A 24,966-nucleotide genomic window follows, 5' to 3' on the forward strand; every position below is an offset into this window, starting at 1 on the left:
GAAGTAAACTTAAATTATTTTAAAACTAATTGATGTTGTGTTAGTAATCCTGCTAATCCTTGAGCAGAGAAAATAGCTTTTTTAAGTTTGGTAGATTGTGGGTCAATTTCATAATTATAACTTGTATAAAAGTCTGCTTTTTCTGCGTTTGCCTTAGTAAATACAGCGCGATATAAGTTACAATTGTCAAACATAGCCATTGTTAAGTCAGCCTCCATAAAGTCAGCACTAACTAAACTACAATTTGAAAACAGTTGACGTTTCAGTTTTAATCCATAGAACTGTGTAAATTCAAGATTACAATCCGTAAAAGTAAACTCAAAAATAGTTTGATCTATCATTGCAAAGTTTACTCTTGTAAAGTTACACTTGTTGAAATTACAGTTTCTAATACCTACATAGTTTACTTCAGCATCTTTAAAATTACATTCTGTAAAGTCGCAATCAATAAACAAGGTTGCTAAAAAAGAACAAGCACTCAAGTCACAGTTGATAAACTTACAGTTCTCAAATTCTCTAAAAGAAATGTCATTAAAGTTGAAAACAGTGTTTTCGTATGTCTTGTCGTATATAAATTCTGGGGTCATCTAAGTTTGTTTTTATGTTTGAGAATTATAAATAATACCCAAGACTTATTCAATAATATGAGGTATAAATCTACTTTTATCCGTTGTAATTAGCTTATCACTTTCTCTAAATGTGATACCACAAGGTTCTTGTCCAATTACCCAGCTACCAATAATAGAGTACCCTGTTTCTTCTTTGTGAAGATGCGCTAATTCTTGACAGATGTATCCTTCTTCACCATATTCACCAGCAGAAGCCTCGATAATTTGGTTGTTTTTATACATTGTAACGTTAGCACCTTCTCTTGAAAGTAAAGGTTTTTTTACGTAGTCAGACATTCCCTTAGGTTCGTCAAAGTATGTTTCCAATAAAAGAGGATGGTTAGGATATAATTTCCACAACACAGCCATAATCGCCTTATTAGAAAGAATCATCTTCCAAGCTGGTTCAATCCAATTTGCTTTTGCATTATCATTTGGAATATGCAGAGCAAACGGTTCGTAGATTAACCATTCCCAAGGATAAAGTTTAAAGATATCTGTGATTACTTCTTCTTCTAAATCAGTGAATGTATCACCATTCCAACCAATATCATCAATGTAAATAAGCTTTGTATTTATGCCTGCTTGCATAGCACAGTCTCTTAAGTACTCTAAGTTAGTTAAGTCTTCAAGCGACTCTCTAACGCAGCTAAAATGTAAGGTATCTCCTTTTAGATAAGGTTTAATTTCTTGCCACGACTCAATTAATCTATCGTGAACAGCGTTAAATTGGTCAACACTATCTTTGAAGTAGTTTTGCATCCATTGCCATTGTACAACACCAGTTTCATACAATGAAGTAGGTGTGTCAGCATTAAATTCTAACACCTTCAATTGTTTTTTTTGTTCATCAAAGACAAAGTCAAAACGACCATAGATACTCGGAACGTCATTTTCCCAAGAATCTTCTATGTATTGATGAATATATACAGGAATTTGAAACTGATCGTATAATTTGTTTGAAATAACGTGGTCAACAGCTTCTAAGCACATTGTCCATAAATCCGCTGTTGCAGTATATACTTCATCAGCAAAAGCTTCGTTAATACTATAATAGTAATTCTCTACCCAATACGGTGTATTTTCTTCATCCGTATGATAACCAAAGCCGTTTTGTTCTAAGCGGTGTTGCCAATTAGCATTGGCAGTTAAATATTTTATTTTCATTTCAATCGTTAAGAAGAAGCACTGCTATTTTTAGCAGTCGCTGTTTTTCCAAAACCACCTCTTGCAGATTGAGTTTTGGCATAAGCATTTGCTTTGTGCGTATTATTACCAACATTTGATTGAGGAGCAATTCCTTGGCTTGTATAGCCCATACCGCCACCCATCATAGGGCGGAAAGCCATATACCATAAAAAAGCACTACCCATTCCCATACCACCACTTCTTTGTTGTTGGTATTGGTCAGTTACTTCTGTATAAGGAGCGCTACTATCAGCACGCATATAGACGCGTTGCTTTTGCTCTTGGTTTTCTTGTGGCTTAGAACAAGCGGCTAAAGTTGCTGTAATCAGCACAAGAGAAACTGCTTTACTACTTTTCCTTCTCATATTCAATTATTCAACAGTTACATAAATAGGTGTTTTCACTAATGTAGTAGGCGTTTTTTCTCCCCACACAGTGATTTCTTTAGGCGTTTTTACAGTATCAACTTTTTGTGCAACTAATTGTCCGTTAGCCCATATTTTTTGACTTGTAATATGTAAGATACTATCACCAGCAACTACAGCTTTCAGAGTAACTTCTCTGGCAGATTGTTTGTCAATAGGCTCTAAGTTGTTTTGTTTTTGTTCAGAACAAGAAACTAATGTAAAAACGAATAAAAGAGGTAATATATATTTCATAAGAAATTCAATTAAAGGCTTAAAGATAATAAAGTTTGCTAAGAAAAGGAGGTAAAATAGTAGTTACCCATTTTCTGTTTATTTTATAATTGCGAATATTTTGTATGTATTTCACGTATGGAGAATAGGAGGTAGTAAGTGATTGTTGTTTTATTTGTTACTTTTGACCTTTAATTTTTGAGAATGGATGAAATAACTATCTTACAAATGCGGGATTTGACGAAGAATGTACTTCGAGCTGATTTTTATGCAAATACAATTCCTAAGCATTTAATCTCGAATCATACACATATTGAGAAGCCTCATAAGCATAATTTTTATACCTGTATGATATTTACCAATGGCTCAGGTACACACGAAATAGACTTTAATAGTTTTGAGGTAAAAAGAGGAGCTGTTTTTATGCTTGCACCAGGGCAAACACATAGTTGGGAATTGTCAGCTGATATAGATGGTTATATCTTTTTTCATACTCAAGAGTTTTTCGACTTGTTTTTTGTTAGAGAGACAGTACGCGAATATCCTGTTTTCAAATCTGCAATTTATCCAAATGGTTTTATGGTAGAAGAAAAGGAGATTGATTCTATTGTTTATTTAATGAAGCAGATGGTTACTGAGGTTAAAAGTGCGAAATGGAAGAAAAATAATGTATTGGTGAGTTTAGCTTCTTTGTTTTATGTACAAGCGAACAGAATGTTGTTACACGGAGAATCATTTAAGGTGGTTGCAAATATGCATTACAATAACCATTTTCAACATTTTGAAGACTTATTAGAAAAGAACTTTAGAACAGAGAAGTCTGCTGCGGTATATGGAGAGTGGATGAATATGACACAAAAACATTTGAATCGAATTTGTAAGACACTTGTTGATAAAACGACAACAGATATAATATTGGATAGAGTAGTGCTTGAAGCAAAACGTATGCTTTTATATACAGGGAAAAGTTTTAGTGATATAGCAGTGATTTTAGGCTATGAAGATTACTCTTATTTTTCAAAAGTATTCAAGAAGAAAACAGGCTATACACCGAAAGATTTTATGAAGAAATATGAATAAAAAAAAACTCCTTAATTTCTTAAGGAGTTTTTTGTTGATCTGCACGGGTGGAGGGATTCGAACCCCCATCAACGGTTTTGGAGACCGCTATTCTACCCTTGAACTACACCCGTTTGTGTTTTTCAGTGGTGCAAATATAAAGAACTTTTATTTAATAATCCTACTCTTTTTTATAAAACATATTCAGCCACATAATTCTTGATAATCTATAGTTGAACGTCCATAAAATAAAGACTACGAAGACAATTGCAATGAAAGTTTGTAGTAAATTGATATTCAGGCCAAAACCTGCGTTTAAAATATAGCGAACTACCATTACTGCTACCATTTCAGCTACTGTAAGAGCATAACTCATATACATCGCACCGAAATAAAAACCTGTTTCTCTGTGAAAATTATATCCACAAGAAGTACAATCTTTAGTCATTTTCGGCATTCTGAACGTAACAGGATTCCCATTATCGTGAAAAATCTTCTCTTTCCCACAGTTTGGACATTTACCGCTAACAACTCTACTGATATAAGACATAATCTAATTTTTGTGCAAATTTCGTGAAAAAATATGAATTCAATCCGTTTAATACACTTGTATTTTTGTATAATTCGGACATTATTTGGTTAGATAAGGTTTGTAGATAAAAAAGAACAAAAAAAAAGGAGATTAATAATCTCCTTCTTCTTCGTTATACTGTACTTCCCCATTTCCATTTGAATTCTCTTCTCTTATCTCTAAGTATTCAAGAGGACTTCTTTGAGTAGGTTCGTTATAATAATCATCATATTCTTTAGATAGGTTTAAAATTTCTTCTAAAGTAAGTACTTTTTCATCTTCTACTCCTTCTTCTAAATTAGCAACTTCATATTTCTTTTGAAGTTTTAGTTTTTTACCTTCAAGTTGTTTTCTTGCTATATCTCTTTGAGCGTAATAGATCTTACGGTCTTTACTATATCTTCTATAAATCTCTTTAACGTTAGCTTTGTATTCAGTTTCTAACTCTTTTAATTCAGTTTTATAATCTGTTTCACCAGCTTTAGCTTCCTCAATTTCTTTTTTGATTTTTGTCCAATTCTCAAGTTGATCCTCTGTTAATGTACGCTCAATGAACTGAGTATATCCAATAACAAGGTCACGACGATTCATTTTTAATTCAGCTGGATCAATATCTGTTTTTGAATTAAGATTTTGTAAATCTCTTTTAATGAATTCATTTTTGATTGTAAAAGCTGCAGTTTGTTTAGATGTCAATCCTAATTCAGAAGTGTTTTCAAGAATTTCTCTGATATCTAAGTATTCGATTTTTGGTTTGGTTTCAACCTTTTTCGATTTACGTTGTCCATACACTGAGCTCAGTGATGTTAATATTAAAAATAAGAATATAACCTTTTTCATTTTCTTTATTTTATTAATTCAAATAACAATTTTGTTTTAACCTCTCGCAAATTTAATATAAAAAATATGATTTTATTTTAAATATTTTTAAACCTATATAATTGGTTATCAATAGTCCAATTCTTATAAGATATATAGACTTGAAGAAATAATTTCTTATTAAGCAAATTATAGATGTTGAATGATAACGGTACTTTATTTAGTTTATTGCAATTTACTACATTGTTGTAGTATATTAAAGTAAATTATTAATTTTTTGATTTAGATTTATTCTTTTTGTCTTTATCTGTGTAAATGTATGTGTTTATTAACACAAGTTGTTTTTTTGTGTATTACTGTAGTTAAATGTATTGGTAAATATTGCGATTATTAATGATCTATCATTGGTGAGGGAAGTGGTGTCTTGAGATTGTTTTTAAAAGTTAAGTGAATGTTACTGAGTGTTTTTTGTTGTCTCTATAAATTCATTTAAGAATAGACTTTTTCTTGAAAAGTTAATCAATGAATAGTTATGTTAATGGTGATTACTTATAGGTGGATTGTAATATTCTTACTCATTATTTATTAGAAAAAGAATGTTTTTGGAGTAAAAAGAGTTGTGTTTTTGTCACTTTATTCCCCAAATATATAAAAATGAGTGATTTTTTATTGTTATTAGTATGTTGTTTTTTATTTTATAAGTTATTGGTTGTTAGTGTTTTGTTTTTTGTTTACGTGGTAATTAGCATATTGTAGCCCATTACTTAATATACGTATTTGTTAGGCTTATAGGGCATTTCTCCGACAATACTCCGACAATGCTCCGAGAATACTGGCTTTATAAGGATTTAGTCGGACAATAGTCAGATGAGTGTCGGAGTATCTTTGATTAAAAGTGTTTTTTGTATTGGTGATTTTATACTTATAATGTTAGTAATAAGAACTATGATTTGGGAGAATGGGCACTTAGATTTAACTTTAATTCAAGGATTAGGATTAAGAAATTTGTGATTGAGTTATGATTGAAGTTGTTATAGTTTTTTAACTTCGTTGTATTATAACTTTTTGAATTTTGAAAAGGATATATAGAAACGAAAACAGAGAAGTTATGCAGACAATATTAGGAGCAAATGGGCAAATAGGTACAGAATTAGCTAAAGCTTTAAAATTAAATTATACGTCAGACATAAGGCTGGTAAGTAGAAAGCCTAAGAAAGTAAATGATACGGATGCGTTATTTGTTGCGAATTTATTAGATAGAGAAATGGCTTTTAAAGCTGTAGAAGGAAGTGATATCGTTTATTTTACTTTAGGGTTACCAATGAATAGTCAGATGTGGGAAGAGCAGTTTCCTGTAATTATGCAAAATGTTATAGCGGCTTGTCAAGCGCATAACACTAAGTTAGTCTTTTTTGATAATACCTATATGTATCCTCAAAATGATAAAGTTCTTACTGAAGAAATAGCTTTTGCTCCTGTGGGGAGAAAAGGGAAGGTAAGAAGGCAAATTGTAGAGATGCTTTTAGAAGCAATGAAAGCAAAGGAAATTGATGCAGTGATTTGTCGTGCTCCAGAGTTTTATGGTCCTGGTCAAACACAGAGTATTACAAACACATTTATTTTTGACGCTATAAAAGGTGGTAAAAAACTAAAAGTTTTGTTGAGAGATGATGTATTGAGAACATTGATTTGGACACCAGATGCAAGTAGAGCTATGGCATTGATAGGGAATACACCAGATGCTTATGGACAGACATGGCATTTACCTTGTGATGACAATCGCCTTACTTATAAACAGTTTATTACATTAGTTTCTGAAGTATATGGTGAGAAGTTTACTTATCGTGTTATTCCAAATTGGTTGTTGTCTATTGGTGCTTTGTTTGTTGAGAAAGTAAAAGAGTTACAAGAATTGTTACCTCGCTATGGAGAGGATAATATTTTTGATTCAAGTAAGTTTAAAAAACGCTTTCCTGATTTTAAGATAACAGCTTATAAAGAAGGAATTGAGAAGATTAAAGAGGAGCAGAAAAGAGTGTGATGTTTTAGAGTAAAAGTTTTTAATGCCTTAAAAAAAATAAACCCCTCACTACCAAGGTAATGAGGGGTTCTTTTGTGGTCTAACCTGGGCTCGAACCAGGGACCACCTGATTATGAGAAAAATAATGAAGCTTTGCAGATAGTTGTATTTTGTTTCAAAGTTGTTGAATAACAGTATTATACGATTTTTTAAAAATATTTTCGTTTCATCCAATTGCACCATAAGTGCCTATTTGTTGTACGTATGTTGTACTCAAAACCAATTAAGATGAAAGCAAGTTTAAAAATCGTACTAAAGAAAACACAATTAAGTGATGGTACCTATCCAATCAATCTTAGAATTACTATTGATAGAAAGTCTAAGTTTTACAAAACACCTTATAGTGTAGCTCCTAAATTATGGAATGAAAAGTTAGGTGAATTTACTTCAAAGTTTCCAAACTTTTTACAATCTAATAGAATATTGAACACGCTTAAACAAGAAGCATCAAAAATATTAGATATAATGCTTGAGCAAGAAAAAAACTTTACCCTTGAAATATTTGATTCTTTGTTTCGACCTGAGAAAGTTGAAGAGTTAAAGTTTATAGATTTCTTTCAGAAGAGAATTGATCTGTTTAAGGAATCAGGTCAAATAAGTTCTTCGTATTCATATTACAATACCATTTGTGCTTTAAAGCGCTTTAAACCTATTGTAGTTCAATATGAGTTTGCACAAATTGATTATACTTTCTTGGTTGCATTCGAATCAGATTTAAGATCAAGAGGTTGTACGAATGGTGGTATTTCTTTATATATGCGTAATATTCGTGCTGTTTACAATTCTGCCATTAAATCTAAAATAGCATCTCAGGATAATTATCCTTTTAGAGATTATGTGATATCTAAGTTGAAATCAACTAAGATAAAGAAAGCCCTTACAAAAGAGGAATTACAGATGTTACTTGATTATGATTTTTCAGAAAACCTTGAAAGAGCTAAGGTGTTATATACTTATTTATTTAGCTTCTTTTGTCGTGGGATGAATTTTACAGACATCGCTGAGTTAAAGTGGGATGATATAAACTCTAATCGCTTTAGTTATATCCGCAATAAAACGGGGGTAGCTATTAATGTAAAGATACCTGACAATAAAGATTTGGACACTATTCTGAACTATTTCAGAATCTATAGACCATTTGATACAAATTATATTTTTTCGATTCTGGACAAGGATATAAGCCTATATACTAAAGAAGAGCTAAGGGCACGAAAAAGTAGTGTAAGAGATTATTATAACAAACAATTAGAATTGATAGCAAAAGATTGCGGTATTAAAACAAAAGTAACCTTCTATACCGCTCGTCATACTTTTGCGACTTTATCACTAAAAAAAGGTGTAAATCTATACATGCTTAAACAAGCCTTCGGTCATCAGTCTATTAAAACTACTGAAGCTTATGTGGAAGATTTTAGTAAGGATGAGTTAGATGAAGTGTTTGAGAGTGTGTTTTAGTTTATAAAGTTATTCCTTTGCAACATAGCAGTGATAATTGGTATAAGTTTAAAATAGAAGTTACAAATATTAACATATAGATTTTATATACATTATGATGTTTCTTGTTTAGTGAAAAATTAATATTGGAGAGATGCTTTACAGTAAAATATATAAAATTAGATATTGCAACTTAGGTTTAGAACTAAAATGTTATTGTATTTGAGGTGTATACTTCTTTTATTTTCGAGAAAATATGAATGTTATTTTTTCGGAGTTGAGATAGTGGTAATGTAGCCCATTGATACTCGGTAAAACCAATAGGTTTCAAGGGTTCGAATCCCTTCATCTCTGCAAAAAACCCTTTAAACATTAATGTTTAAAGGGTTTTGTTTCTACGGGGGCTAATTTAGGTGCTAGTTAACGTAGTGTAACTATCTATTTTAAAGAGCCAAGGATAGACATTTTCTAAATCACTTTACGATTCAATACAATATCCTTACATCTATTATTCTAAAATACAAGAGGAAAACTGTTGAGTTATTTTTTATTATCACTCAAAAATTTCATTATTTATCTTTTACTCACTACTTTGTTTTTTGTTTGCTTGTTGCATAAGTAGTAAAAGCCCTCGATCTTCTTTGGTTTCAGTTGATATTTTTTTTATTCATATGGTGGACATTTCTCACAATTGTTCTAATAAAGCTCTATCTGGTTTGAGTTTAGATTAAGCTATAATAAAACCCATTAGCGTATTATTTATTAAAGAGTTGTCTTTTAAAAAAGACAGATTAAGGGGGCTAATTTTCAGGTGAAAATAGCTACTTTATGTAAATAAATTCGAATTATTCTTCACAAAACTTGTAACAGTTAATCTATGAACTCCTAAAATCCGACCTATAGCGCTATAAGAAACATTCTTATCTAGAAGTTCTTTAATCTTCTTTTCTTGACCTGTTAATTTCGTTTTAGCAGACTTACTTCCTACAGGACGACCAAGAATAACTCCTTCAGCTTTTTTACGTGCTAAAGCTTCTTTTGTGCGTTGTGAGATTAGATTTCTTTCAATCTCAGCAGATAATCCAAAGGCAAAGGCTAAAACTTTTGAATTAATGTCACTTCCTAAACGATAATTATCTTTAATTGTCCAAACTTGTATATCACGATTCATGCACTCGTTTAAAACTCCCATAATCATTAATAGGTTACGTCCAAGACGTGACAGTTCTGAACAAATAAGAATATCATCCTTTTTCATTTTTTTAAGAAGCTTTCCTAACTTTCGATCATCGACTTGTTTCGAGCCTGAAATAGTTTCCTCTATCCAACGGCTAACTATAATGTTTTGCTTTTCACAAAAATGGTTGATTTCAAATCGTTGATTCTCTACCGTTTGTTTGTCGGTACTTACTCTAATATATCCGTATATCATATTGTGTAAATTTTATACAAAAATGGTTTAAAATAAACACTTACTGACTAAAATAAATATAGACATTTAATATAACTGTAAAATGAGCATTTATTTTGAACAATATTATAATATTTCATTTTTTAATACCTCTGGTAGTTGGATTGTTTTAAGTGAAATTGAGCAACGTATAAAAGCTAAAATTGAAGCTGTTGGAATACCATTAAAAGATTGGGATATTAATATTTATAGAGGAATACTTACAGGATATAATGAAGCGTTTATTATTGATGGCAAGAAGAAAGATGAGCTTATAGCTTCTGATCCAAAATCTGCTGAAATTGTACGGCCGTTACTTAGAGGACGTGATATTAAGCGTTATTCTTATGAATTTGCTGATTTATACATAATTACAACTTTCCCAAGTTTAAAAATAGACATTGAGCAATATCCTGCTGTAAAAGAGCACCTTATGAGTTTTGGGTATGATAGATTAAAACAAACTGGAGAGAAAGGGAGTAGAAAAAAGACTAATAATCAATGGTTTGAAACTCAAGATACGATAGCTTATTGGGAGGATTTTTCTAAACAGAAAATTGTATATATTGAAATAATGACTGACAATCCAGATGAAGGTTATGAATTTCCTTGCTTTTCATATGATGAAGAAAAAAGTATTGCTTTAAATACTGCATACGTCATGACCGGTGATATTAAAGAATTAAAGTATATTTTAGGTGTATTAAATTCAAAATTAGGCAAACAGCTTGTTAAATATTATGCTTTACAATTACAACAAAGACAATACAGAATGTTGAGTCAGTATGTCTCTAATTTTCCATTACCAAAATTAGATTATACAGAATATTGTTTTTTTGACAATTTAATCACTGATATTTTGGAAAGAAAAAAAAATAAGCAAGACTTTAAAGAGTTGGAGGAAATTATAAAAAACAAAGTATATAATATCTTTAATTTAAATCAAGAAGAAATAGATTTTATTGAATTTCAATAAAACCTATTTCTGTCCTTTCTTCAATTGTAACATCATATAAATCAAAAATAATGTTATCAACTTGAATCTCAATATTTGTAGTTTTTTTATTGTCAGTTTTTAAGGATTGTATATTTAAAATTAATTTTTCAAATTGTTGATTAATTTCGTCTGTAACTTTTAAAACTGTTATTTTATCGAAAAACACTTTACTTAATTCCCTTGTGCCTCCCTGTAGTTCAGGGAAATTATCTCTAAAACAATATTTGAATAATGAAGAGTTTAAAAACGCAGTTAAAAACGCTATTTTTTCACCTGTAATAATAAAACATTTTTGATTTGTCAAAAAACCTTTGTCGTCATAAACAAATGGTAAAAATTTTGTCATATTAGGATATATTACTTTTGGTCTAGAAAAATCCTCCATATAAGCACAGTTCCTTAAATTATATGGAGTATCTCCTTTATCAGATCGTTTTTCTAATTGTGTATAATATTGATCCAAATGTTTTTTTATTGCTGAATAACCTTCTGTAAATACGCGTTTTAAGCTATTCTCTTTAATACCATTATGTGTGTTTATCAACCATAAATCCGCAAAATCATAACCATATCTTTTAATGTCTCTGCCACGTAAAATAGGTCGTATAATTTCAGCACTTTTTGGATCTTCATCAATTAATTCTTTCCTCTTCTCACCAGTGATAATAAACGCTTCATTAAAGCCTGTTTTTATCCCATAATTGATGTTTATATCCCATTCTTTAAGAGGTGTGCCAATAGCTTCTATTTTGTCCTTAATTTGTTTTTCAATAGGAGAAAGCACAACCCAACTTTCGTTTGTTTTAAATTCGGTTTGGTGAGCAAATTGTTCAAAATAAATGCTCAAATTATTTAACACCTTTTCTTTGACAATACAAGCCTTGGTCTGTTGTCTATTTTTATCCTTAGCAAACATTAAAATATTGGTATCAACCGTAGCAGAATCAAATATCTGAATCCCTCCAAAATCAATGAGAATTAAAGGATCTGTAAAATCTATAAAATACTTTCGCAAACTTTCTCCATAAGCAGCTCGCATCCATTTATTGGAAGTAATAAAAATTAAAATTCCATTATTTCTCAAGATGTTGTTACCCAATTCATAAAACAAACTGTAAATATCTCCTGTACGAGCAAAAGTTAAGTAATTTAACCGTTGCAAGACATCGCTTGCTTTACCCATTTTTTGCAGTTGAATATATGGAGGATTACCAACAATTACATCAAATCCAATAAAATTACCTTCATTATCTAAAACTTCAGGAAATTCAAAGCGCCATTCAAAAGCATCTTGATAAATTACATTATTTAAAATTTCTTCTTTTTCCGAAATTGCCTTATCTGCTTTCTGTTTTAGCTTTTTTAAATTATCTTTTTCCGCTTTTTTAATTTTTTCACCAAATAATTCTAAATTAATTAAACGTTGACGTTCAGTTTCATATTTGCTCGTTATTTTATCTATACCATCTTTTGCTTTATTAGATAATGTAGATTTAAAATTTGATTTAATAGTATCTATAATCTCTTGAACTTCTGTTTTTTTAGCTTTACTGTTCGTTTGTTTATACTCATTTACAGCTATTTTATAATCTTCTATAGTGTAAGTAACTTCTTTATTTTTAAAAGCAGACTTTAAACCATCTTGCAATGAAAATCGACTTACTAACGAGTTTCCACACTTAATATTAATATCAATATTAGGAAGTGTTTGCAACTCTCCTTCTGAGGTGTAATAAGCATTTTTTAATAATTCGATCCACAAACGTAATCGACAAATATTTACTGAATTAGGATTGATATCTACTCCAAATAAACAATTTTCAATCACATTTTGTTTTTCATGAAAAAGTGTTTTTTGTATAGCTAAACTGTTAACATCATTTCTCTGATATTCAAATAACTCTCCTTCATTATATGCAACATAAAGCTCATCATTTTCAATAGAAATCTCGCAAGGAATTCGATTTCCTTCCTCATTACACAAGATTTTTAATTCACTTTTAATTGAAATCACCTCATTTAAGGCTGATACTAGAAAGTGTCCAGACCCTACCGCTGGATCACAAATTTTTAAACTATTAATAGTTTGATTAAACTTAATTAAATCTGCTTTCTTGAAATATTGTGAGCAATAATCTTTTACATCTTCAAAAGTTTCAATAGTATCGTTATACTCTACTTTAAATTTATCAACAACCGCTTTTCTAATCGCCTCCTTACACATAAACATTGTGATGTAACCAGGCGTGTAAAAAGACCCGTCTTTATATCCATTAATTTTTTCAAAAATTAATCCTAAAACTGCTGCATTAATTAATGTTTTATTTTCTTGCTCATTTTCAAACTCTGTATTAGCATCCGCTGAGAAGTCGTAGGCTTCTAAAAAAAGAAAAATATACTGAAGTGTATTTAATTTTCCTTTTAAACGTTTACCATTAGCATTTTTTAATATTGTTGATGAGTAAATTTCCATTTCTTCATCTTTAAGAGCAGTAATATCAAAGGTTTGCTTCTCTAATGCACTATGTTCAAAAAGACTACTATTTAGATAAGGTATATTTTTAAATTTTTCTTTATACTTAGGATGCCGTTCTGTCAGAGGCTTTGCCAATGCAGAAAAAAATAAGTCATTTAATGCATCAAAGCCATTTAAAAAACTAAAATTTAAAAAACGATACTCATTAGAATTATTATAGCTAACTAATTGTGACTCTAGTAATTTAAGAAATAAAATTCTATTAATCCAATTTATACAAAGCTCTAAGCCAACTGCGAATGCTTTATCTTCCGCACCAGAAAAGCCTTTAACACGATGCAAATAATCTTTATCTTCTAATGTGAAAATTGTATTCTCTAGAAGTGAAGCATAATCACGTTGTTGTTCTGACTTACGAACAATTATTTTTTTAGAACTTTCTTTTACTTCTTCTAAGCCTATAATATGAAGTAATTCTTTATAAAAAGAATCATTCAATTTATTACTATCATTTCCAAAGCTATGCCCTAATAAATGAACATTTGAAAACAACTTATAAATTTGAGTAATTTTAGCCTCTCTTAAATTATTTAATTCGATTTTATCAAACTCTATATGAACAAAAGGTAATATATCTTGAATCTCTTTTATATACTTTGAGGCTATTTCATCATAAAAAAGTTCATTTTTAGAAGTATCTTTAAGTCCATCTCTAAACTCGGTGTATTCTTTAACTAGACTAGAGTTTTTATAAAATATATTATAAAAATCTTCTCCTTTGAAAAAAAACCATTCAAATCCATTTGTAATAATCAAATGCTTGATATTGTTATTCTTTTCATCAATACGTTCTCTTAAATAATATAAAAGTAATTCTTGAAGTGCTTTTTTGTTTAAATTATCCTTAGAGACAAACTCTGTTTTATTACTTGGCCTTTTTGCTTCAATAATTACCCCCACATCACTTTTTGCAGTTTCATCTAAATAAATAGCTAAATCAATACGCCCTTTAGTATTAATGAGATTTTTTTGAAAAAAAGTATTTTGAAAAAATCGTTTAATTGGTTCTTTAAGATGTTCTTCACTCTCATTTTTACTATCACTAACCTCAATAGCTTCGATACAACTTAATAATTCCAATTTAAACTTGTCTATATCATTACGGAGTGGTTTAAATTTTCGATATGCGGGATTTAATGCTTTAGTAATTGATATTGAAGACATGTTAGTAATAGATATAGATTATAAATAATGGTTAAAAGTACAAAATAATTCAAATAAGTTAAAATATGATAAAACAGTAATATTTATTATGTCATTTATATCTGTCAGATATTATTAAGTCTTTATATTTATCGTTGAATACAATGCATTTATGGGGAATATAGCTATTATAATAGATCAATGAATAGAAAGATTGGGAAAAAGAGGAATGGTACTTGAGTTAATGCTAAAAAAATGTAAGTTTCTTTAAAAAGCCTATGAGGTTTTACTTAAAAAAAATAAATATGAAATGAAAAAAACAATTGGAAAACCAGAAAATTGGCAAGATTTTGAATCACTTTGTAAAAAACTTTGGGGGGAAATTTGGGCTATACCCAATAAAATTAAAAAAAATGGTCGTTTAGGTCAAGAACAAGCTGGTGTAGATGTATATGGAATTCCAAAAGGTGAAGAAAAGTATTGGGGAATTCAAGCAAAAGGGAAGGATGATTATTCGAAAGCGAAATTAACAGAAACAGAAATATACACTGAAATTGAAAAAGCAAAGAAATTTAAGCCTAATCTTGGAGTTTATATAATAGCTTCAACAACTAACAAAGACGCAAGGATAGAAGAATTTATCAGAATAAAAGATTTAGAAAATCAAGAGGCTGGTTCTTTTGAAATTTTATTGTTTTGCTGGGAAGATATTGTCGATTTATTAGAAGAAAATAAAGATACTTATAATTGGTATTTAACTGGAATTAATCAAAAAGATAAATTCGATTTCAAAGTTTCTTTTAATAATTTTGATGAAAGTCTTACTTTAAACCCAATTCTTGAAAAGACTATTATTAAGTATAAATTATCCAATGAAAGTAGCAATGACTTTTTTAATAAAAGTCTAATAAAGTCTATTCCTGAATTCAGAATCGAATCACTATTTTATTCAAATAAAATAAATAAATCTTGGTGTAGTTTTGATTTAATTATGGAAAATATAGGTGCTGTAGTCATTGAAGACTGGATGTTAATTATAAAATTTATAAGAGGTGTTTCAAGTCTTGATACAGGTTCGTTTCTATCTCCAAGATTATCTCTAACAGATTATGTTGATGATGAAAATAAGACAATAACTTATAGACCAAAAGATAATAAACCTTTGATTCAAAAGGATAATAAATATTTTGAAATTTCATTGCTTCCTGATGTAGAATCTGATAGTATTGTAATTGAGTGGGAATTGTTAGCAAGGGACTTTAATCGAAAAGAAATAGTTGAAATTAATATTGAACCAGAATATATTGAAGAAATAAAGTTTGAAGAAGTAAAATTAGAGTCACAATTAATGGAAGATTCTGTTGTTATTAGCTATTATATAGTTGAAAAATAAAATACAGCATTTTGATTGTACCAATAACAAAGCTAACGTTGTATTGTAATTTTACTTTCTATATGTTTCATAAATTCTGTATAAATCTTATTTGATGATTATTTGATAGGAACATAGTTTAAAAATTTAAACTGCTTAAAATCAGACTTTTTTTATTTGATAGTTATTTGATAAAGGGGACATTCAGTTTCTAAGAAAAATCAATTGAGTTATACTTTTAGTTAGACACGAAGGTGCAAAATAAGAGTATATAAAACTGGGTAATTTACTCAATGTAACTAATTTCATGATTGGTTTAAACTTAGATATACATTGGTATATAAAGTAAATAATTTTTAAAGAAGTAAAACTGTAAAAGCATCTTTACAGTTTTACTTCTTTAAAAAAACAAAGGCGCCTTATAAGATGCCTTCATCTGCAAAAGAGTAGTAACCCTCTGCTGTTATAATTAAATGATCTAAAAGATTAATATCAAGTATTTTACTTGCTTCTTTAATCTTTCTTGTAATTTGTCTATCAGCATCACTTGGTGCTAATTTCCCTGATGGATGATTGTGTACAATCAAAAATGCTGTAGTATTCGCTTTTAATAGAGCGGAGAAAATAATTCTTAAATCTACTATTGTACCTGTTATCCCTCCTGAGGAAACTTCTAATACTCCAAGTACTTTGTTGTTGTTTGAAAGCATAAGAACTTTAAACTGTTCTAATAATTCAATCTTATTAATATCCCAAGCCTTTAATGCTATATGATAGGCACTGTAAGAAGATGTAATCTGTGGTCTCTGTGAAGCCTTTACTTTTGATTTGTAAATTAATTCTACTTCTGATGCGATAAGCCATTCTGTGTTTAAAACTGTAGTTTCCATAATATTAAATTTTTAAATTAATTATGGAGTCACAATTGGTAATGGCTGAGCGAGTGCAAGAAGCAACGCAATAAAGCGAAGACTTTAGTCAAGCATTTATGGGGGAATTTCTTGTTAGCGAACCGCAAGGCATTGCCTAACTTTGTGCAATTATTAATAAAAAATAAAACCTAAAAAACTAAGTCTCATTAAGACCTAATTACCTTAAATGTTTTTAAACTACTATCTATGAAAAGAAAAAGTAGAATACCCTCCACAGTAATTCTATCTTTTTTCTATATGTACCTATTTACTTTGAATCAGTTTCTCTAAGCGATTCATCATCTCATCTTTTTCTTTGAGGATTCGTTCATACAATTCAATCTTTTCATTGTGTAATTGTACTATGGCAGTAACTGGATTAATGGTATCATAATGATATTTTTGTGTTGGAGAATCAATGTGTGTATTTGAGATAATGCTTAGAGCTCGTTTTGAATCAAAATTTTTAATGGCTTCAATTGGTACAGCCAGCTTATTAGAAATCTCTTGTAGGAGTGAATTATCAATCACCTCTTTTTTTTCCAACAATGAGATTTTCTTCTGAGTCCAATTATCTCCTAAATCAAATGCAAGAACCTCTTGTTTGATTCCTAGCATTTCTCTGAAACGTTTTATGTTTCTTCCCTGGTGTATCTTGTGTTCCATAATTGATTTAAGATTTTGGATGAATACTTGTAAAAGGCTGATTACTAATTTACTGTTTGTAATAAAGTAGCTTTTTATTATCAAAGTTGACATTATAAACTACAGTAGTGAACTAATTTTACTTGTATAATACAATTGAAAATTAGTATCTTACGCTATCATTAGAATGAAATAGGTTACAGGTTTTAATAGACCTTTTTCATATATTTGTTAAACCTAATAAGTTAAGCCATGACAACAGTTACTCGTAAACATATAGGAAAAAATATTAGTCGAATCCGTGAAATAAAAGGAATGAAGCAAATAACGTTAGCTGAGCTTTTAGGCGTTAGTCAGCAACAAGTATCTATTATTGAAAACAGTGAGTCTGTTGAAGAAACTAAATTAGAAAGTATCGCAAAAATATTAGAGGTACCTGTAGATGTAATAAAGGATTATTCTGATGAGAGAGTATTGAATATTATAAATAGTACTTTTCATGAAAGCCCTTTTTATAGTAATACTGTAAATTATAATCCAACATTCAATCCTCTTGATAAATTGTTAGAAGCTTACGAGGAAAATAAAAAGCTTTATGAGCGCCTATTAGAAGCGGAGAAAGAGAAAATAGCATATTTAGAAAAATTGCTATCAAAAAAATAATATACTCTAAGCTTCAAGAATATTTTCTTTCATTAATTATTCTTGATGCTTAGAGTATTTTCTCAAATTGCTGTTTAATAAATTAATTTGTAGTAGTATTCATTGCCACATGAACAATCTTCTATCAAATTAGGTTCATAGAAATTTATGAACGTTCTGATAGAAAAAATGCCTTTGTCAAAGTCAAAATCAATTATTTCTCTATAAAAGTTCTTATACTTGGTATTAGTATTTTCTTTTGTCGGATTAAGATGAATTATGCGATTTCTCAAACCAATAAGTTCTTTTACTATCTTATAATCTTCTGGAAATTGTTTTTCAAAATCTAGCCCCTTAATTTTAGTAATACCTAAGTCAATTTTATCATGAATATTTGGTTTTCTTATGGGTTTATTATTATTTGATAAAATTATATAATTATCAGGGATACATCTATTAATAAAAGTTTCCAAAGAAGCTTGTAAGTTTATAATACAATTTACCGCTAACTGAAAGTAATGTCCGAAAAGTTCAGGGTTTATCTCAGTCTGAGATTTTTTCATTAAACTTGGCGAATCTTTCATTAAATTGGCTCTAAATTGTTTTGCACTTTTGACAGACATTATTGCATTCGAAAAGAAAATTAAAGTAGGATTAATTTCAGGTATAAATATTTTATCAGATTTATATGAATAATCAAAACCAAATACAATACTATTTTCTGTAAATAGCATGAGATCCATTCCTATTTGGTCTGAAAGATTACTTGATTTTACATATTCCTCTTCGATTTTCTTACTATCTGAAAAATCTTGACTACTGTTTTGAGTTATGTCACTTATGTTATAATCTATACTTATTAGTTGAGTAGGTTTCAATTTAATGTGTTGCATAGTTTCATTTTAAAAAAAACATCAATTCTTATTACTAAGATAAGAAGAATTAAGGACATTTTTTTTTGACCTATTTTCCCACTTCTTATACGCCTCATAGTTCTTAGGGTTCTCTTTAAAGAATTGATTCAAATGATTTAATTCAAGATCAGCCTTTTTGTTATCATCTATTAGTTTCTCATGCTTAGAACTATCAATTGATTTATCTATGGCAATGTACATTGATAATCCACTTGTGAAGAGGAGAAAAATATTAAGTGCAATTAGGTAAAACATTTTCTTGTTGCTAATAGCTCTATAGACTTTTAGAAGTTCTTCTTTACTATGTATAAGCTTAGATTGAAATGCAGTAAAATCATTTTGTAGTCCTTCTCTATTTTTAGTTTCAAGATTACGGAGTTCCGACAGGTTTACTTTTACTTCAATGCTGTTTATTTTGTCTGCCAGCTCAGTTTGTTGAGCGATATTCTGCTTCATTGTTTCTTGCAAGTAAACTACTTGTTTAAAAAGTAACTCAGTGAGTTCTGTTAGTGTTGGTTGATGCTTTGCCATAATTATCGTCTTATCGTTCGTTTTTTCTTTTTAGTGATATCAGGAGCATAGTCCTCATAGTAATTGCCGTAGGAGTTTAGAAAACTAAACAGACTTGCTGTGTTTGTATTCCAATTCTCAAATGAAATTTGTTTGTCTTGGTCTTTGAATAGAACAGTGTGAAATAAGTCATCACTACGTTTGGGAGTGTTATTTTCAAACAGTTCATTTAGTTTTAGATTACGGTCAACTTCACTTGCCTTTAAGTTTGTATTAGTTGGTAAGTGAATAAACCGATACCCTTGAATATTACCTTGTTTGTTTACGCTCGGTTTTACTTCTATTTGATGTATTTGCATCATATCGATATACTGCTGTAAATTTTTAGGGTGCTCTTTTAAAACAAGATAATGTGCTTTTTTAATCTCTTGGGCTACTTGCTTCTGATTAGCTTTTACTTGTTCTTTTTTGTTTTCATTTTCCTGTCGTATAGAAATCCAACCGTACTTTAAAGCTATTTCATGAGCGATGCGTTGTGCTTGAAATCCGATGTAGTTATCCTTTAATGCTTTTGTGTTTTCATCAATGCGGTTAGCCAATATGTGAATGTGCTTGTGTTCTTTTTCAGTATGAACAAAAGCGATGTATTGCGCATTTTTGGGATCTAACTTTAAACCAACTAAAAAATCATGGACAAGATTGTTTAAATCTTGATCTGTCATCTTTTTACTATCTTCAATAGTAGGTGAGATAACAACGGAGATTGTATTGTTTTTACAGCGTAAGTTTTGATTTTGTAGTATCTGCATAGTTAGAAACATATCTTTCGGAGTTTCCCCCGAAAGATTGTTTCTAACAAGTTCATAACCTTTGTTTGGATTAATCACATAATTAAAAAGAGCTGTTCCTCCAATACATGTTTTTGCTTTAGCTATCATATTACTTTAGTTTTTGAAGGTGATCTCTAATTAAGTTTGAGGTTTCAATAGTAGCTTCTTTTACACCTGTGGTATCACCAAGTTTAAACAGGTTACCAATTCTTCTGAAGTTATCAGCAAACTTGTTTAGGAGTTTGTAAACCTCAATTTCATCTTGTGTTAGTTTGTAGCTAAGTGCGTACCCAAGTGCAGTACTACGTAGGTACTCAGAAACGCTACAACCAATTTTATCTGCTTTGTTTTTTATAAGCAGAGATTCCGTTAGAGTAACCCTAAATTCTATCTTATGTTCTCTTTTCATCGTCTTACCAATTTTGCGACCTTCGGGAGAAAAACGAGTGGTCTTTGTTCTGATTCAAATTTTCAATTTGTAAGGACAAAGACACATCTCGATAATTCTTACGTCAACTTATCGCGGTTAATACTAAGTAAATAATCATTGAGATCTTTGTAATGTTTATATCTCACTCTCGCATCTTTTGTAGTTAATGGAAATGCAGTGAGTAATTTATCTGTTGCTTTATCGCCAGCTTTGTCATTATCCAAGCAAGCGATAATACTCTTGTACTTTGACTCAAACATTACTTTGTTATCTAAGGTTTTGTACAAATAATTGTTTGGAGGTTTAATTAGTGTATTGTCCAAAGTAGAAACCGAGTTTAAGATGATATAATCAAACTTGTACTCTAAGTTTGGTTTAAGAGTGAGAAATGATAAGAAATCTATAAAGGCTTCAAATATAAATACGGTAGTTGAACCATTGTCTATATAAGAAAGCGACTTAGAACCTAAGCATATTTGGATATACTTGTTTCTGAGTTCTACCCCGCCAAGTTCATTTTGAAAACCTATTGCGTAATAGGCTTTGTCACCAATAGTATAGTGTACTTCTTTGCAGTATTTCTGAACTATTTTAAGGCATAGACCTCGCTGTTTGATATAATGTATTAGGTATTTATTTCTAAGCGGTATAATAGCCGTAATTTGATAGTCTTTTCTTTTTTCACAAGTATCTATCTTAGAAGGTAACTGGTGAAAAGAAAAAGAGTTGCTTGCTAATATCTTAAGAGCTTCTTTTACATCGCACTTGTAATACAACATTACAAAGTCTAAGACATTACCCTTATATGTATTATCTCCAAAATCATAGAAAACATTTTTAGTTACACTTACGTGGAATGACGGTGTGTTCTCTGTTCTAAAAGGAGAGTAGTACCAAGCTTCCTTGTTATTTATTTTAGATTGTCTTATCCCTATATTATCTAAAATAGAGATAAGAGATATATTTTTTGCTTCTTGATAGGTCATAAGTGTTTTTTTAGGTGTAAGTGGTTGATATTTAGTTTTTAATAAAATATCTATGTATCATTTTGTTGTCATCTGCGCATCTGAGTTTGATTGTGTCTTAAAAAGAATACTGTTTTAGATGATTGCAGATGAACTATAGATGACAAGTGTTTGATACTATGAAGTATTATTAAATGAATGATACTCTATCTATTACAGTAATTTCTCATCTGTCATCTGATTTAAAAGAGTGTCTTTTAAAATTCTGTAGTATTTCCCTTTGTGAATAATTCGCTTTAATGTATTGTCTTCTATTTTGATCCGCTCATAATTATTGGAATTCGCTGATCGTACTAAGGCAATATTTTCAAGTATGGTCTGTATCTCTCGCATTGAAATATTATGCCCTCTGTTATAATAGTTTAAAAGAGCATTAATATCAGATGGAGTAGTGTCTAGTTCATCAATTTCAAATTCATTAAAAATGATATCCAGTATGTCAAGAACCTGGTTCTTGTTCTGAAGGTCTAAGTCGTGTTTAAGTTTGTGTAGAGCTTCTGTATGTATTAATTCAGGAGTAAACCACATTCGTGTTTTCTTTTCAGTCGTGAATGGAACTCTATAGAGGTAGTTTAAAAAAATGGGAACTTCCTTAATAAGCTTAGTGTAGAACTCAGTACTTCTTTTTTTTATCACTGGAACTTTAATTACCCAAAACCTTGTTTCTTCTTTATCTATCTTTAGAAAGTTATGCTCGTGATTACTGGTCATAATTATTTTTAGAAAAGATTTCTGTTCAACCTTCTCTTGTCCTTTGTATTCAATGGATTGATACATTGCGGTTGAAATGTATTTAATCGCTTCAACGATATCTTTATTGTCAGATTTTACTTCTTCTATTAACAAGAGAAGTTTACTATCCATTTCACTATTGAACTTTTCGGTAAATGCATTGGCCTTGATAAAGACAGCATTTTTATCAAAGATTTCTTTTATCCAGTTTAGAAAGGTAGTTTTCCCTGTTTCACGATTTCTTGATACAAGTACTATGATTGGTAATATTTGCTCAGGATAGAACAATAAGATTTTAAAGTAATCTATACCAAGTAAGTATTGATTTCCAAAAATGTGTTGTAAAAAATAAAAGGTAATAGGTATCTGCTCTCTAAGTGAATTTAAAGAAAGTACAGAAGTAGTGTCTATATCATATAGAATAGGGGAGTAGGAATTAAAATAATCTCCTATAAAATGAGCATAATTAATGTGACTGGGTTCACATTTATAACCAAAGAATTTAGGTAGTTCTTTAATCATGTCTTTTCCAAAGTCAGTGATGATTTCTGACTTTTTCCATAGTTTGCGTTCGACAATGATTTCTTTGCCGTTTACGTTCTTCTTTCTTATCGCATAGTAATCTGTTCCTATTCGAATGTATTCTGTTGCAGTTGTAGTCATATCAAACAATTTTCAGAAAGAAGTAGTTACATTTACTACTCTTTTCTTTGAGTTATAGAAATAGTTATCTAAGCATTGATAGTAGGGCTATCAATGCTTTTATCTTTTTAACTGTTTTGAAAATTGCGATAAAACTTCTTCGTCTGTAAAGACTCTGTACTGTTTAATCCATTCAATTATTTCAAGGCGATCAAAGAATAAGGTACCATTGGTTGGTTTGTGATGAGGAATTAAATTCTTAGAAGTTAATTTGTGAATGGTACTGTCTGAAAAACCAGTATAAGCCATTAGATCTTTAATAGTAAAGATCTCTTTCTGAAACTGATTACCCTTGGTAATCATTAGCTTAATCTCGTTAAGCTCTTGGATAATTTTTAGCGTTGTCATAATAAATGTTTTTTGAATTATGACGCTAAACTATTTGAATGAAGCTATCTGAAACGGTGGTTTGTCAGTGAACTGACATTTAATTTAAGGTTTAGAATGTTTTTTTAGACAACTGACTTTTTACATTTTCTAAGATCTTAGCATATGTTTCTTTATGAGCGTTAGTTATTAGTTTTCTTCCCTTTTTATTTATAGAATCATAGTTAATTGCAGAGTGACTTTCTGCTGTTGCATATTGAAAGTAACGACAACTTTCTTTAAGTGTGGTTTTATGTAGAGTAAATAGCTGTACAAAAGGAATAAAGAACGATTCTAAAAACATTGCACAATGTTGGGATTGAAGTTCTAATTTGATAAAGGGTTCTATATGTCCTACATGTTTAATAATGCAGTATAGTATTGCTCTTTTAAAATCCTCCACAGTTGTATCATCATTAATAACTTCTTTCTTTAATTGATATAAGGTTTCTTTTATGATGGTATCATGTGTAGTATTGAAAGTAAATACATTATCCTTATTGTACTTTTTTTCTTTTTCAATAGGAGCTGTATCGATTGAAATTATCTTTTCAACAGGGAGTGATAGTAGATACTCTGTTGAGTTTTGAAATGATTTAAAAGATTGTCGGTATATTAAGTTTAGATTGCTGATTAAGAAAATGTTTTGTCCTTTGAGGAAATTAATTACTGCGGTTAATAATAGTACTGAGTAAATTAATGCACTCAAAGGTAAAAGAATATACCACTTTGATAAGTTATAGAAATACGGCAAAAGCGCTACTGATACAATCAATGATGATATTGGTAGTAATGGTGCAATTATGTAAGTGAATTTCTTAGACAAAGTTATTGAGCTAAACTTCTCTAACTTCTGATGAAAGAAAAAAAACGGAGTTTCAATTAAGGTATTCATAGTGCATTGTTATTAGTTAGGATTTGAAATATAACTAAATGCAATATAATGAAGTGTTTCAATGGCAAAGGCGAGATAGCACTTGAAGTCTCACTTTTGCTATTTTTGACTAAAAAAGAAGCTAAGTGAAACAAAATGAAAACTTTAGTATCTTTGTGGGGTAGAACAAAATGTTGTACGTATGTTGTACTGATGAAGTGAAACGAGAAAAAAGGGCATAAAAAAAGCACCTATTTTACAATAGATGCTTCTTTGAAATTTTAGTGGTCCCACCTGGGCTCGAACCAGGGACTTACTGATTATGAGTCAGTTACTCTAACCAACTGAGTTATAGGACCGCTCATATGAGCGTAAAATTTCGTGGTGGTCCCACCTGGGCTCGAACCAGGGACTTGCTGATTATGAGTCAGCTACTCTAACCAGCTGAGTTATAGGACCAGTGTCAAACATAATTTGACGAGTGCAATAT

Annotated in this window: 24 protein-coding genes and 4 tRNA genes; 7 read left to right on the top strand and 21 right to left on the bottom strand. The window is 30.0% G+C overall.

All coding sequences use genetic code 11. The features are described from left to right. Positions 1-14 precede the first annotated feature (14 nt). From GQS07_RS05965 to GQS07_RS05980, 4 genes are read right to left on the bottom strand one after another with little or no spacing between them, the layout of a single operon-like run. Positions 15-587 (bottom strand): pentapeptide repeat-containing protein, encoded by a 573-nt coding sequence (locus GQS07_RS05965; protein WP_090405760.1) that lies wholly within the window; start codon positions 585-587, stop codon positions 15-17. Between the two features lie 45 nt (positions 588-632). Beyond that, on the bottom strand, positions 633-1,775 hold the full coding sequence (locus GQS07_RS05970; RefSeq protein ID WP_158210032.1) for a glutathionylspermidine synthase family protein: 1,143 nt from the start codon (positions 1,773-1,775) through the stop codon (positions 633-635). 8 nt (positions 1,776-1,783) lie between these two features. Then, positions 1,784-2,161 carry a hypothetical protein gene (locus GQS07_RS05975; RefSeq protein WP_090405754.1) on the bottom strand — a complete coding sequence of 126 codons (378 nt, stop codon included), beginning with the start codon at positions 2,159-2,161 and terminating at the stop codon, positions 1,784-1,786. A gap of 6 nt (positions 2,162-2,167) precedes the next feature. Further along, positions 2,168-2,455 (bottom strand): hypothetical protein, encoded by a 288-nt coding sequence (locus tag GQS07_RS05980; protein WP_158210033.1) that lies wholly within the window; start codon positions 2,453-2,455, stop codon positions 2,168-2,170. Between the two features lie 183 nt (positions 2,456-2,638). Here GQS07_RS05980 and GQS07_RS05985 point away from each other — a divergent pair, with 183 nt between their 5' ends. After that, positions 2,639-3,514 (top strand): AraC family transcriptional regulator, encoded by an 876-nt coding sequence (locus GQS07_RS05985; protein WP_158210034.1) that lies wholly within the window; start codon positions 2,639-2,641, stop codon positions 3,512-3,514. Positions 3,515-3,556: 42 nt separating this feature from the next. Here the strand turns inward: GQS07_RS05985 and GQS07_RS05990 are convergent. From GQS07_RS05990 to GQS07_RS06000, 3 genes are all read right to left on the bottom strand, one after another. After that, positions 3,557-3,627 (bottom strand) — tRNA-Trp (locus GQS07_RS05990). A gap of 47 nt (positions 3,628-3,674) precedes the next feature. Next, positions 3,675-4,043: a DUF983 domain-containing protein gene (locus GQS07_RS05995; RefSeq protein ID WP_158210035.1), complete on the bottom strand. Its 369-nt coding sequence runs from the start codon at positions 4,041-4,043 to the stop codon at positions 3,675-3,677. Positions 4,044-4,175: 132 nt separating this feature from the next. Continuing rightward, on the bottom strand, positions 4,176-4,904 hold the full coding sequence (locus GQS07_RS06000) for a hypothetical protein (protein ID WP_158210036.1): 729 nt from the start codon (positions 4,902-4,904) through the stop codon (positions 4,176-4,178). Between the two features lie 1,087 nt (positions 4,905-5,991). On the opposite strand from GQS07_RS06000, the gene GQS07_RS06005 reads away from it, so the two are divergent. From GQS07_RS06005 to GQS07_RS06015, 3 genes are all read left to right on the top strand, one after another. After that, entirely contained in the window at positions 5,992-6,924 is a 933-nt protein-coding gene (locus GQS07_RS06005) for an NAD-dependent epimerase/dehydratase family protein (protein ID WP_158210037.1), read from the top strand. Positions 6,925-7,191: 267 nt separating this feature from the next. Further along, complete coding sequence (locus GQS07_RS06010; RefSeq protein WP_158210038.1) at positions 7,192-8,418, top strand: site-specific integrase; 1,227 nt, start codon at positions 7,192-7,194, stop codon at positions 8,416-8,418. A gap of 252 nt (positions 8,419-8,670) precedes the next feature. After that, positions 8,671-8,751: transfer RNA gene (locus GQS07_RS06015), tRNA-Ile, on the top strand. A 472-nt stretch (positions 8,752-9,223) separates the two neighbouring features. Here the strand turns inward: GQS07_RS06015 and GQS07_RS06020 are convergent. After that, positions 9,224-9,829 (bottom strand): master DNA invertase Mpi family serine-type recombinase, encoded by a 606-nt coding sequence (locus tag GQS07_RS06020; RefSeq protein ID WP_016650130.1) that lies wholly within the window; start codon positions 9,827-9,829, stop codon positions 9,224-9,226. A gap of 82 nt (positions 9,830-9,911) precedes the next feature. On the opposite strand from GQS07_RS06020, the gene GQS07_RS06025 reads away from it, so the two are divergent. Then, complete coding sequence (locus GQS07_RS06025; protein ID WP_158210039.1) at positions 9,912-10,823, top strand: TaqI-like C-terminal specificity domain-containing protein; 912 nt, start codon at positions 9,912-9,914, stop codon at positions 10,821-10,823. Here GQS07_RS06025 and GQS07_RS06030 read toward each other — a convergent pair. Then, positions 10,807-14,544 (bottom strand): Eco57I restriction-modification methylase domain-containing protein, encoded by a 3,738-nt coding sequence (locus GQS07_RS06030; protein WP_158210040.1) that lies wholly within the window; start codon positions 14,542-14,544, stop codon positions 10,807-10,809. The two genes, GQS07_RS06025 and GQS07_RS06030, sit on opposite strands and share 17 nt — an antisense overlap. Positions 14,545-14,833: 289 nt before the next feature. Between GQS07_RS06030 and GQS07_RS06035 the strand changes: the two genes are divergently transcribed. Beyond that, entirely contained in the window at positions 14,834-15,916 is a 1,083-nt protein-coding gene (locus tag GQS07_RS06035; protein WP_158210041.1) for a hypothetical protein, read from the top strand. Between the two features lie 398 nt (positions 15,917-16,314). Here GQS07_RS06035 and GQS07_RS06040 read toward each other — a convergent pair whose 3' ends face one another. Together GQS07_RS06040 and GQS07_RS06045 are read right to left on the bottom strand one after the other, a co-directional pair. Then, positions 16,315-16,785: a RadC family protein gene (locus GQS07_RS06040; protein WP_016650133.1), complete on the bottom strand. Its 471-nt coding sequence runs from the start codon at positions 16,783-16,785 to the stop codon at positions 16,315-16,317. A 285-nt stretch (positions 16,786-17,070) separates the two neighbouring features. Then, a complete protein-coding gene (locus tag GQS07_RS06045) occupies positions 17,071-17,472 on the bottom strand; it encodes a helix-turn-helix domain-containing protein (protein ID WP_016650134.1) in 402 nt (133 codons plus the stop codon). Positions 17,473-17,703: 231 nt separating this feature from the next. On the opposite strand from GQS07_RS06045, the gene GQS07_RS06050 reads away from it, so the two are divergent. Beyond that, a complete protein-coding gene (locus GQS07_RS06050; RefSeq protein WP_158210042.1) occupies positions 17,704-18,114 on the top strand; it encodes a helix-turn-helix domain-containing protein in 411 nt (136 codons plus the stop codon). Between the two features lie 74 nt (positions 18,115-18,188). Here GQS07_RS06050 and GQS07_RS06055 read toward each other — a convergent pair whose 3' ends face one another. From GQS07_RS06055 to GQS07_RS06100, 10 genes are all read right to left on the bottom strand, one after another. Further along, a complete protein-coding gene (locus GQS07_RS06055) occupies positions 18,189-18,986 on the bottom strand; it encodes a hypothetical protein (RefSeq protein WP_158210043.1) in 798 nt (265 codons plus the stop codon). 21 nt (positions 18,987-19,007) lie between these two features. After that, a complete protein-coding gene (locus GQS07_RS06060) occupies positions 19,008-19,538 on the bottom strand; it encodes a hypothetical protein (RefSeq protein ID WP_158210044.1) in 531 nt (176 codons plus the stop codon). A 2-nt stretch (positions 19,539-19,540) separates the two neighbouring features. Next, complete coding sequence (locus tag GQS07_RS06065) at positions 19,541-20,455, bottom strand: relaxase/mobilization nuclease domain-containing protein (protein ID WP_158210045.1); 915 nt, start codon at positions 20,453-20,455, stop codon at positions 19,541-19,543. 1 nt (position 20,456) lies between these two features. After that, positions 20,457-20,756: a plasmid mobilization protein gene (locus tag GQS07_RS06070; protein WP_158210046.1), complete on the bottom strand. Its 300-nt coding sequence runs from the start codon at positions 20,754-20,756 to the stop codon at positions 20,457-20,459. A gap of 98 nt (positions 20,757-20,854) precedes the next feature. Then, positions 20,855-21,763, bottom strand: a complete 909-nt coding sequence (locus GQS07_RS06075) for a toprim domain-containing protein (RefSeq protein WP_059050600.1) — start codon at positions 21,761-21,763, stop codon at positions 20,855-20,857. A 192-nt stretch (positions 21,764-21,955) separates the two neighbouring features. Beyond that, positions 21,956-23,197, bottom strand: coding sequence for a primase-helicase family protein (locus GQS07_RS06080; protein ID WP_158210047.1), 1,242 nt, complete (start codon positions 23,195-23,197; stop codon positions 21,956-21,958). 99 nt (positions 23,198-23,296) lie between these two features. Further along, positions 23,297-23,584: a helix-turn-helix transcriptional regulator gene (locus GQS07_RS06085; RefSeq protein ID WP_016650142.1), complete on the bottom strand. Its 288-nt coding sequence runs from the start codon at positions 23,582-23,584 to the stop codon at positions 23,297-23,299. A gap of 91 nt (positions 23,585-23,675) precedes the next feature. Next, positions 23,676-24,497 carry a hypothetical protein gene (locus GQS07_RS06090; protein ID WP_158210048.1) on the bottom strand — a complete coding sequence of 274 codons (822 nt, stop codon included), beginning with the start codon at positions 24,495-24,497 and terminating at the stop codon, positions 23,676-23,678. A gap of 264 nt (positions 24,498-24,761) precedes the next feature. Then, a tRNA-Ile gene (locus GQS07_RS06095) sits at positions 24,762-24,835 on the bottom strand. 23 nt (positions 24,836-24,858) lie between these two features. Next, positions 24,859-24,935, bottom strand: a tRNA-Ile gene (locus GQS07_RS06100). Positions 24,936-24,966: the final 31 nt, after the last annotated feature.

The organism is Myroides phaeus (genome assembly GCF_009799805.1).
Taxonomy (GTDB): domain Bacteria; phylum Bacteroidota; class Bacteroidia; order Flavobacteriales; family Flavobacteriaceae; genus Flavobacterium; species Flavobacterium phaeum_A.

Bases quoted from the DNA above. Each gene is read 5' to 3' on its own strand.
- GQS07_RS05965 (WP_090405760.1), bottom strand. From the start codon at position 587: ATGACCCCAGAATTTATATACGACAAGACATACGAAAACACTGTTTTC.
- GQS07_RS05970 (WP_158210032.1), bottom strand. From the start codon at position 1,775: ATGAAAATAAAATATTTAACTGCCAATGCTAATTGGCAACACCGCTTA.
- GQS07_RS05975 (WP_090405754.1), bottom strand. From the start codon at position 2,161: ATGAGAAGGAAAAGTAGTAAAGCAGTTTCTCTTGTGCTGATTACAGCA.
- GQS07_RS05980 (WP_158210033.1), bottom strand. From the start codon at position 2,455: ATGAAATATATATTACCTCTTTTATTCGTTTTTACATTAGTTTCTTGT.
- GQS07_RS05985 (WP_158210034.1), top strand. From the start codon at position 2,639: ATGGATGAAATAACTATCTTACAAATGCGGGATTTGACGAAGAATGTA.
- GQS07_RS05995 (WP_158210035.1), bottom strand. From the start codon at position 4,043: ATGTCTTATATCAGTAGAGTTGTTAGCGGTAAATGTCCAAACTGTGGG.
- GQS07_RS06000 (WP_158210036.1), bottom strand. From the start codon at position 4,904: ATGAAAAAGGTTATATTCTTATTTTTAATATTAACATCACTGAGCTCA.
- GQS07_RS06005 (WP_158210037.1), top strand. From the start codon at position 5,992: ATGCAGACAATATTAGGAGCAAATGGGCAAATAGGTACAGAATTAGCT.
- GQS07_RS06010 (WP_158210038.1), top strand. From the start codon at position 7,192: ATGAAAGCAAGTTTAAAAATCGTACTAAAGAAAACACAATTAAGTGAT.
- GQS07_RS06020 (WP_016650130.1), bottom strand. From the start codon at position 9,829: ATGATATACGGATATATTAGAGTAAGTACCGACAAACAAACGGTAGAG.
- GQS07_RS06025 (WP_158210039.1), top strand. From the start codon at position 9,912: ATGAGCATTTATTTTGAACAATATTATAATATTTCATTTTTTAATACC.
- GQS07_RS06030 (WP_158210040.1), bottom strand. From the start codon at position 14,544: ATGTCTTCAATATCAATTACTAAAGCATTAAATCCCGCATATCGAAAA.
- GQS07_RS06035 (WP_158210041.1), top strand. From the start codon at position 14,834: ATGAAAAAAACAATTGGAAAACCAGAAAATTGGCAAGATTTTGAATCA.
- GQS07_RS06040 (WP_016650133.1), bottom strand. From the start codon at position 16,785: ATGGAAACTACAGTTTTAAACACAGAATGGCTTATCGCATCAGAAGTA.
- GQS07_RS06045 (WP_016650134.1), bottom strand. From the start codon at position 17,472: ATGGAACACAAGATACACCAGGGAAGAAACATAAAACGTTTCAGAGAA.
- GQS07_RS06050 (WP_158210042.1), top strand. From the start codon at position 17,704: ATGACAACAGTTACTCGTAAACATATAGGAAAAAATATTAGTCGAATC.
- GQS07_RS06055 (WP_158210043.1), bottom strand. From the start codon at position 18,986: ATGCAACACATTAAATTGAAACCTACTCAACTAATAAGTATAGATTAT.
- GQS07_RS06060 (WP_158210044.1), bottom strand. From the start codon at position 19,538: ATGGCAAAGCATCAACCAACACTAACAGAACTCACTGAGTTACTTTTT.
- GQS07_RS06065 (WP_158210045.1), bottom strand. From the start codon at position 20,455: ATGATAGCTAAAGCAAAAACATGTATTGGAGGAACAGCTCTTTTTAAT.
- GQS07_RS06070 (WP_158210046.1), bottom strand. From the start codon at position 20,756: ATGAAAAGAGAACATAAGATAGAATTTAGGGTTACTCTAACGGAATCT.
- GQS07_RS06075 (WP_059050600.1), bottom strand. From the start codon at position 21,763: ATGACCTATCAAGAAGCAAAAAATATATCTCTTATCTCTATTTTAGAT.
- GQS07_RS06080 (WP_158210047.1), bottom strand. From the start codon at position 23,197: ATGACTACAACTGCAACAGAATACATTCGAATAGGAACAGATTACTAT.
- GQS07_RS06085 (WP_016650142.1), bottom strand. From the start codon at position 23,584: ATGACAACGCTAAAAATTATCCAAGAGCTTAACGAGATTAAGCTAATG.
- GQS07_RS06090 (WP_158210048.1), bottom strand. From the start codon at position 24,497: ATGAATACCTTAATTGAAACTCCGTTTTTTTTCTTTCATCAGAAGTTA.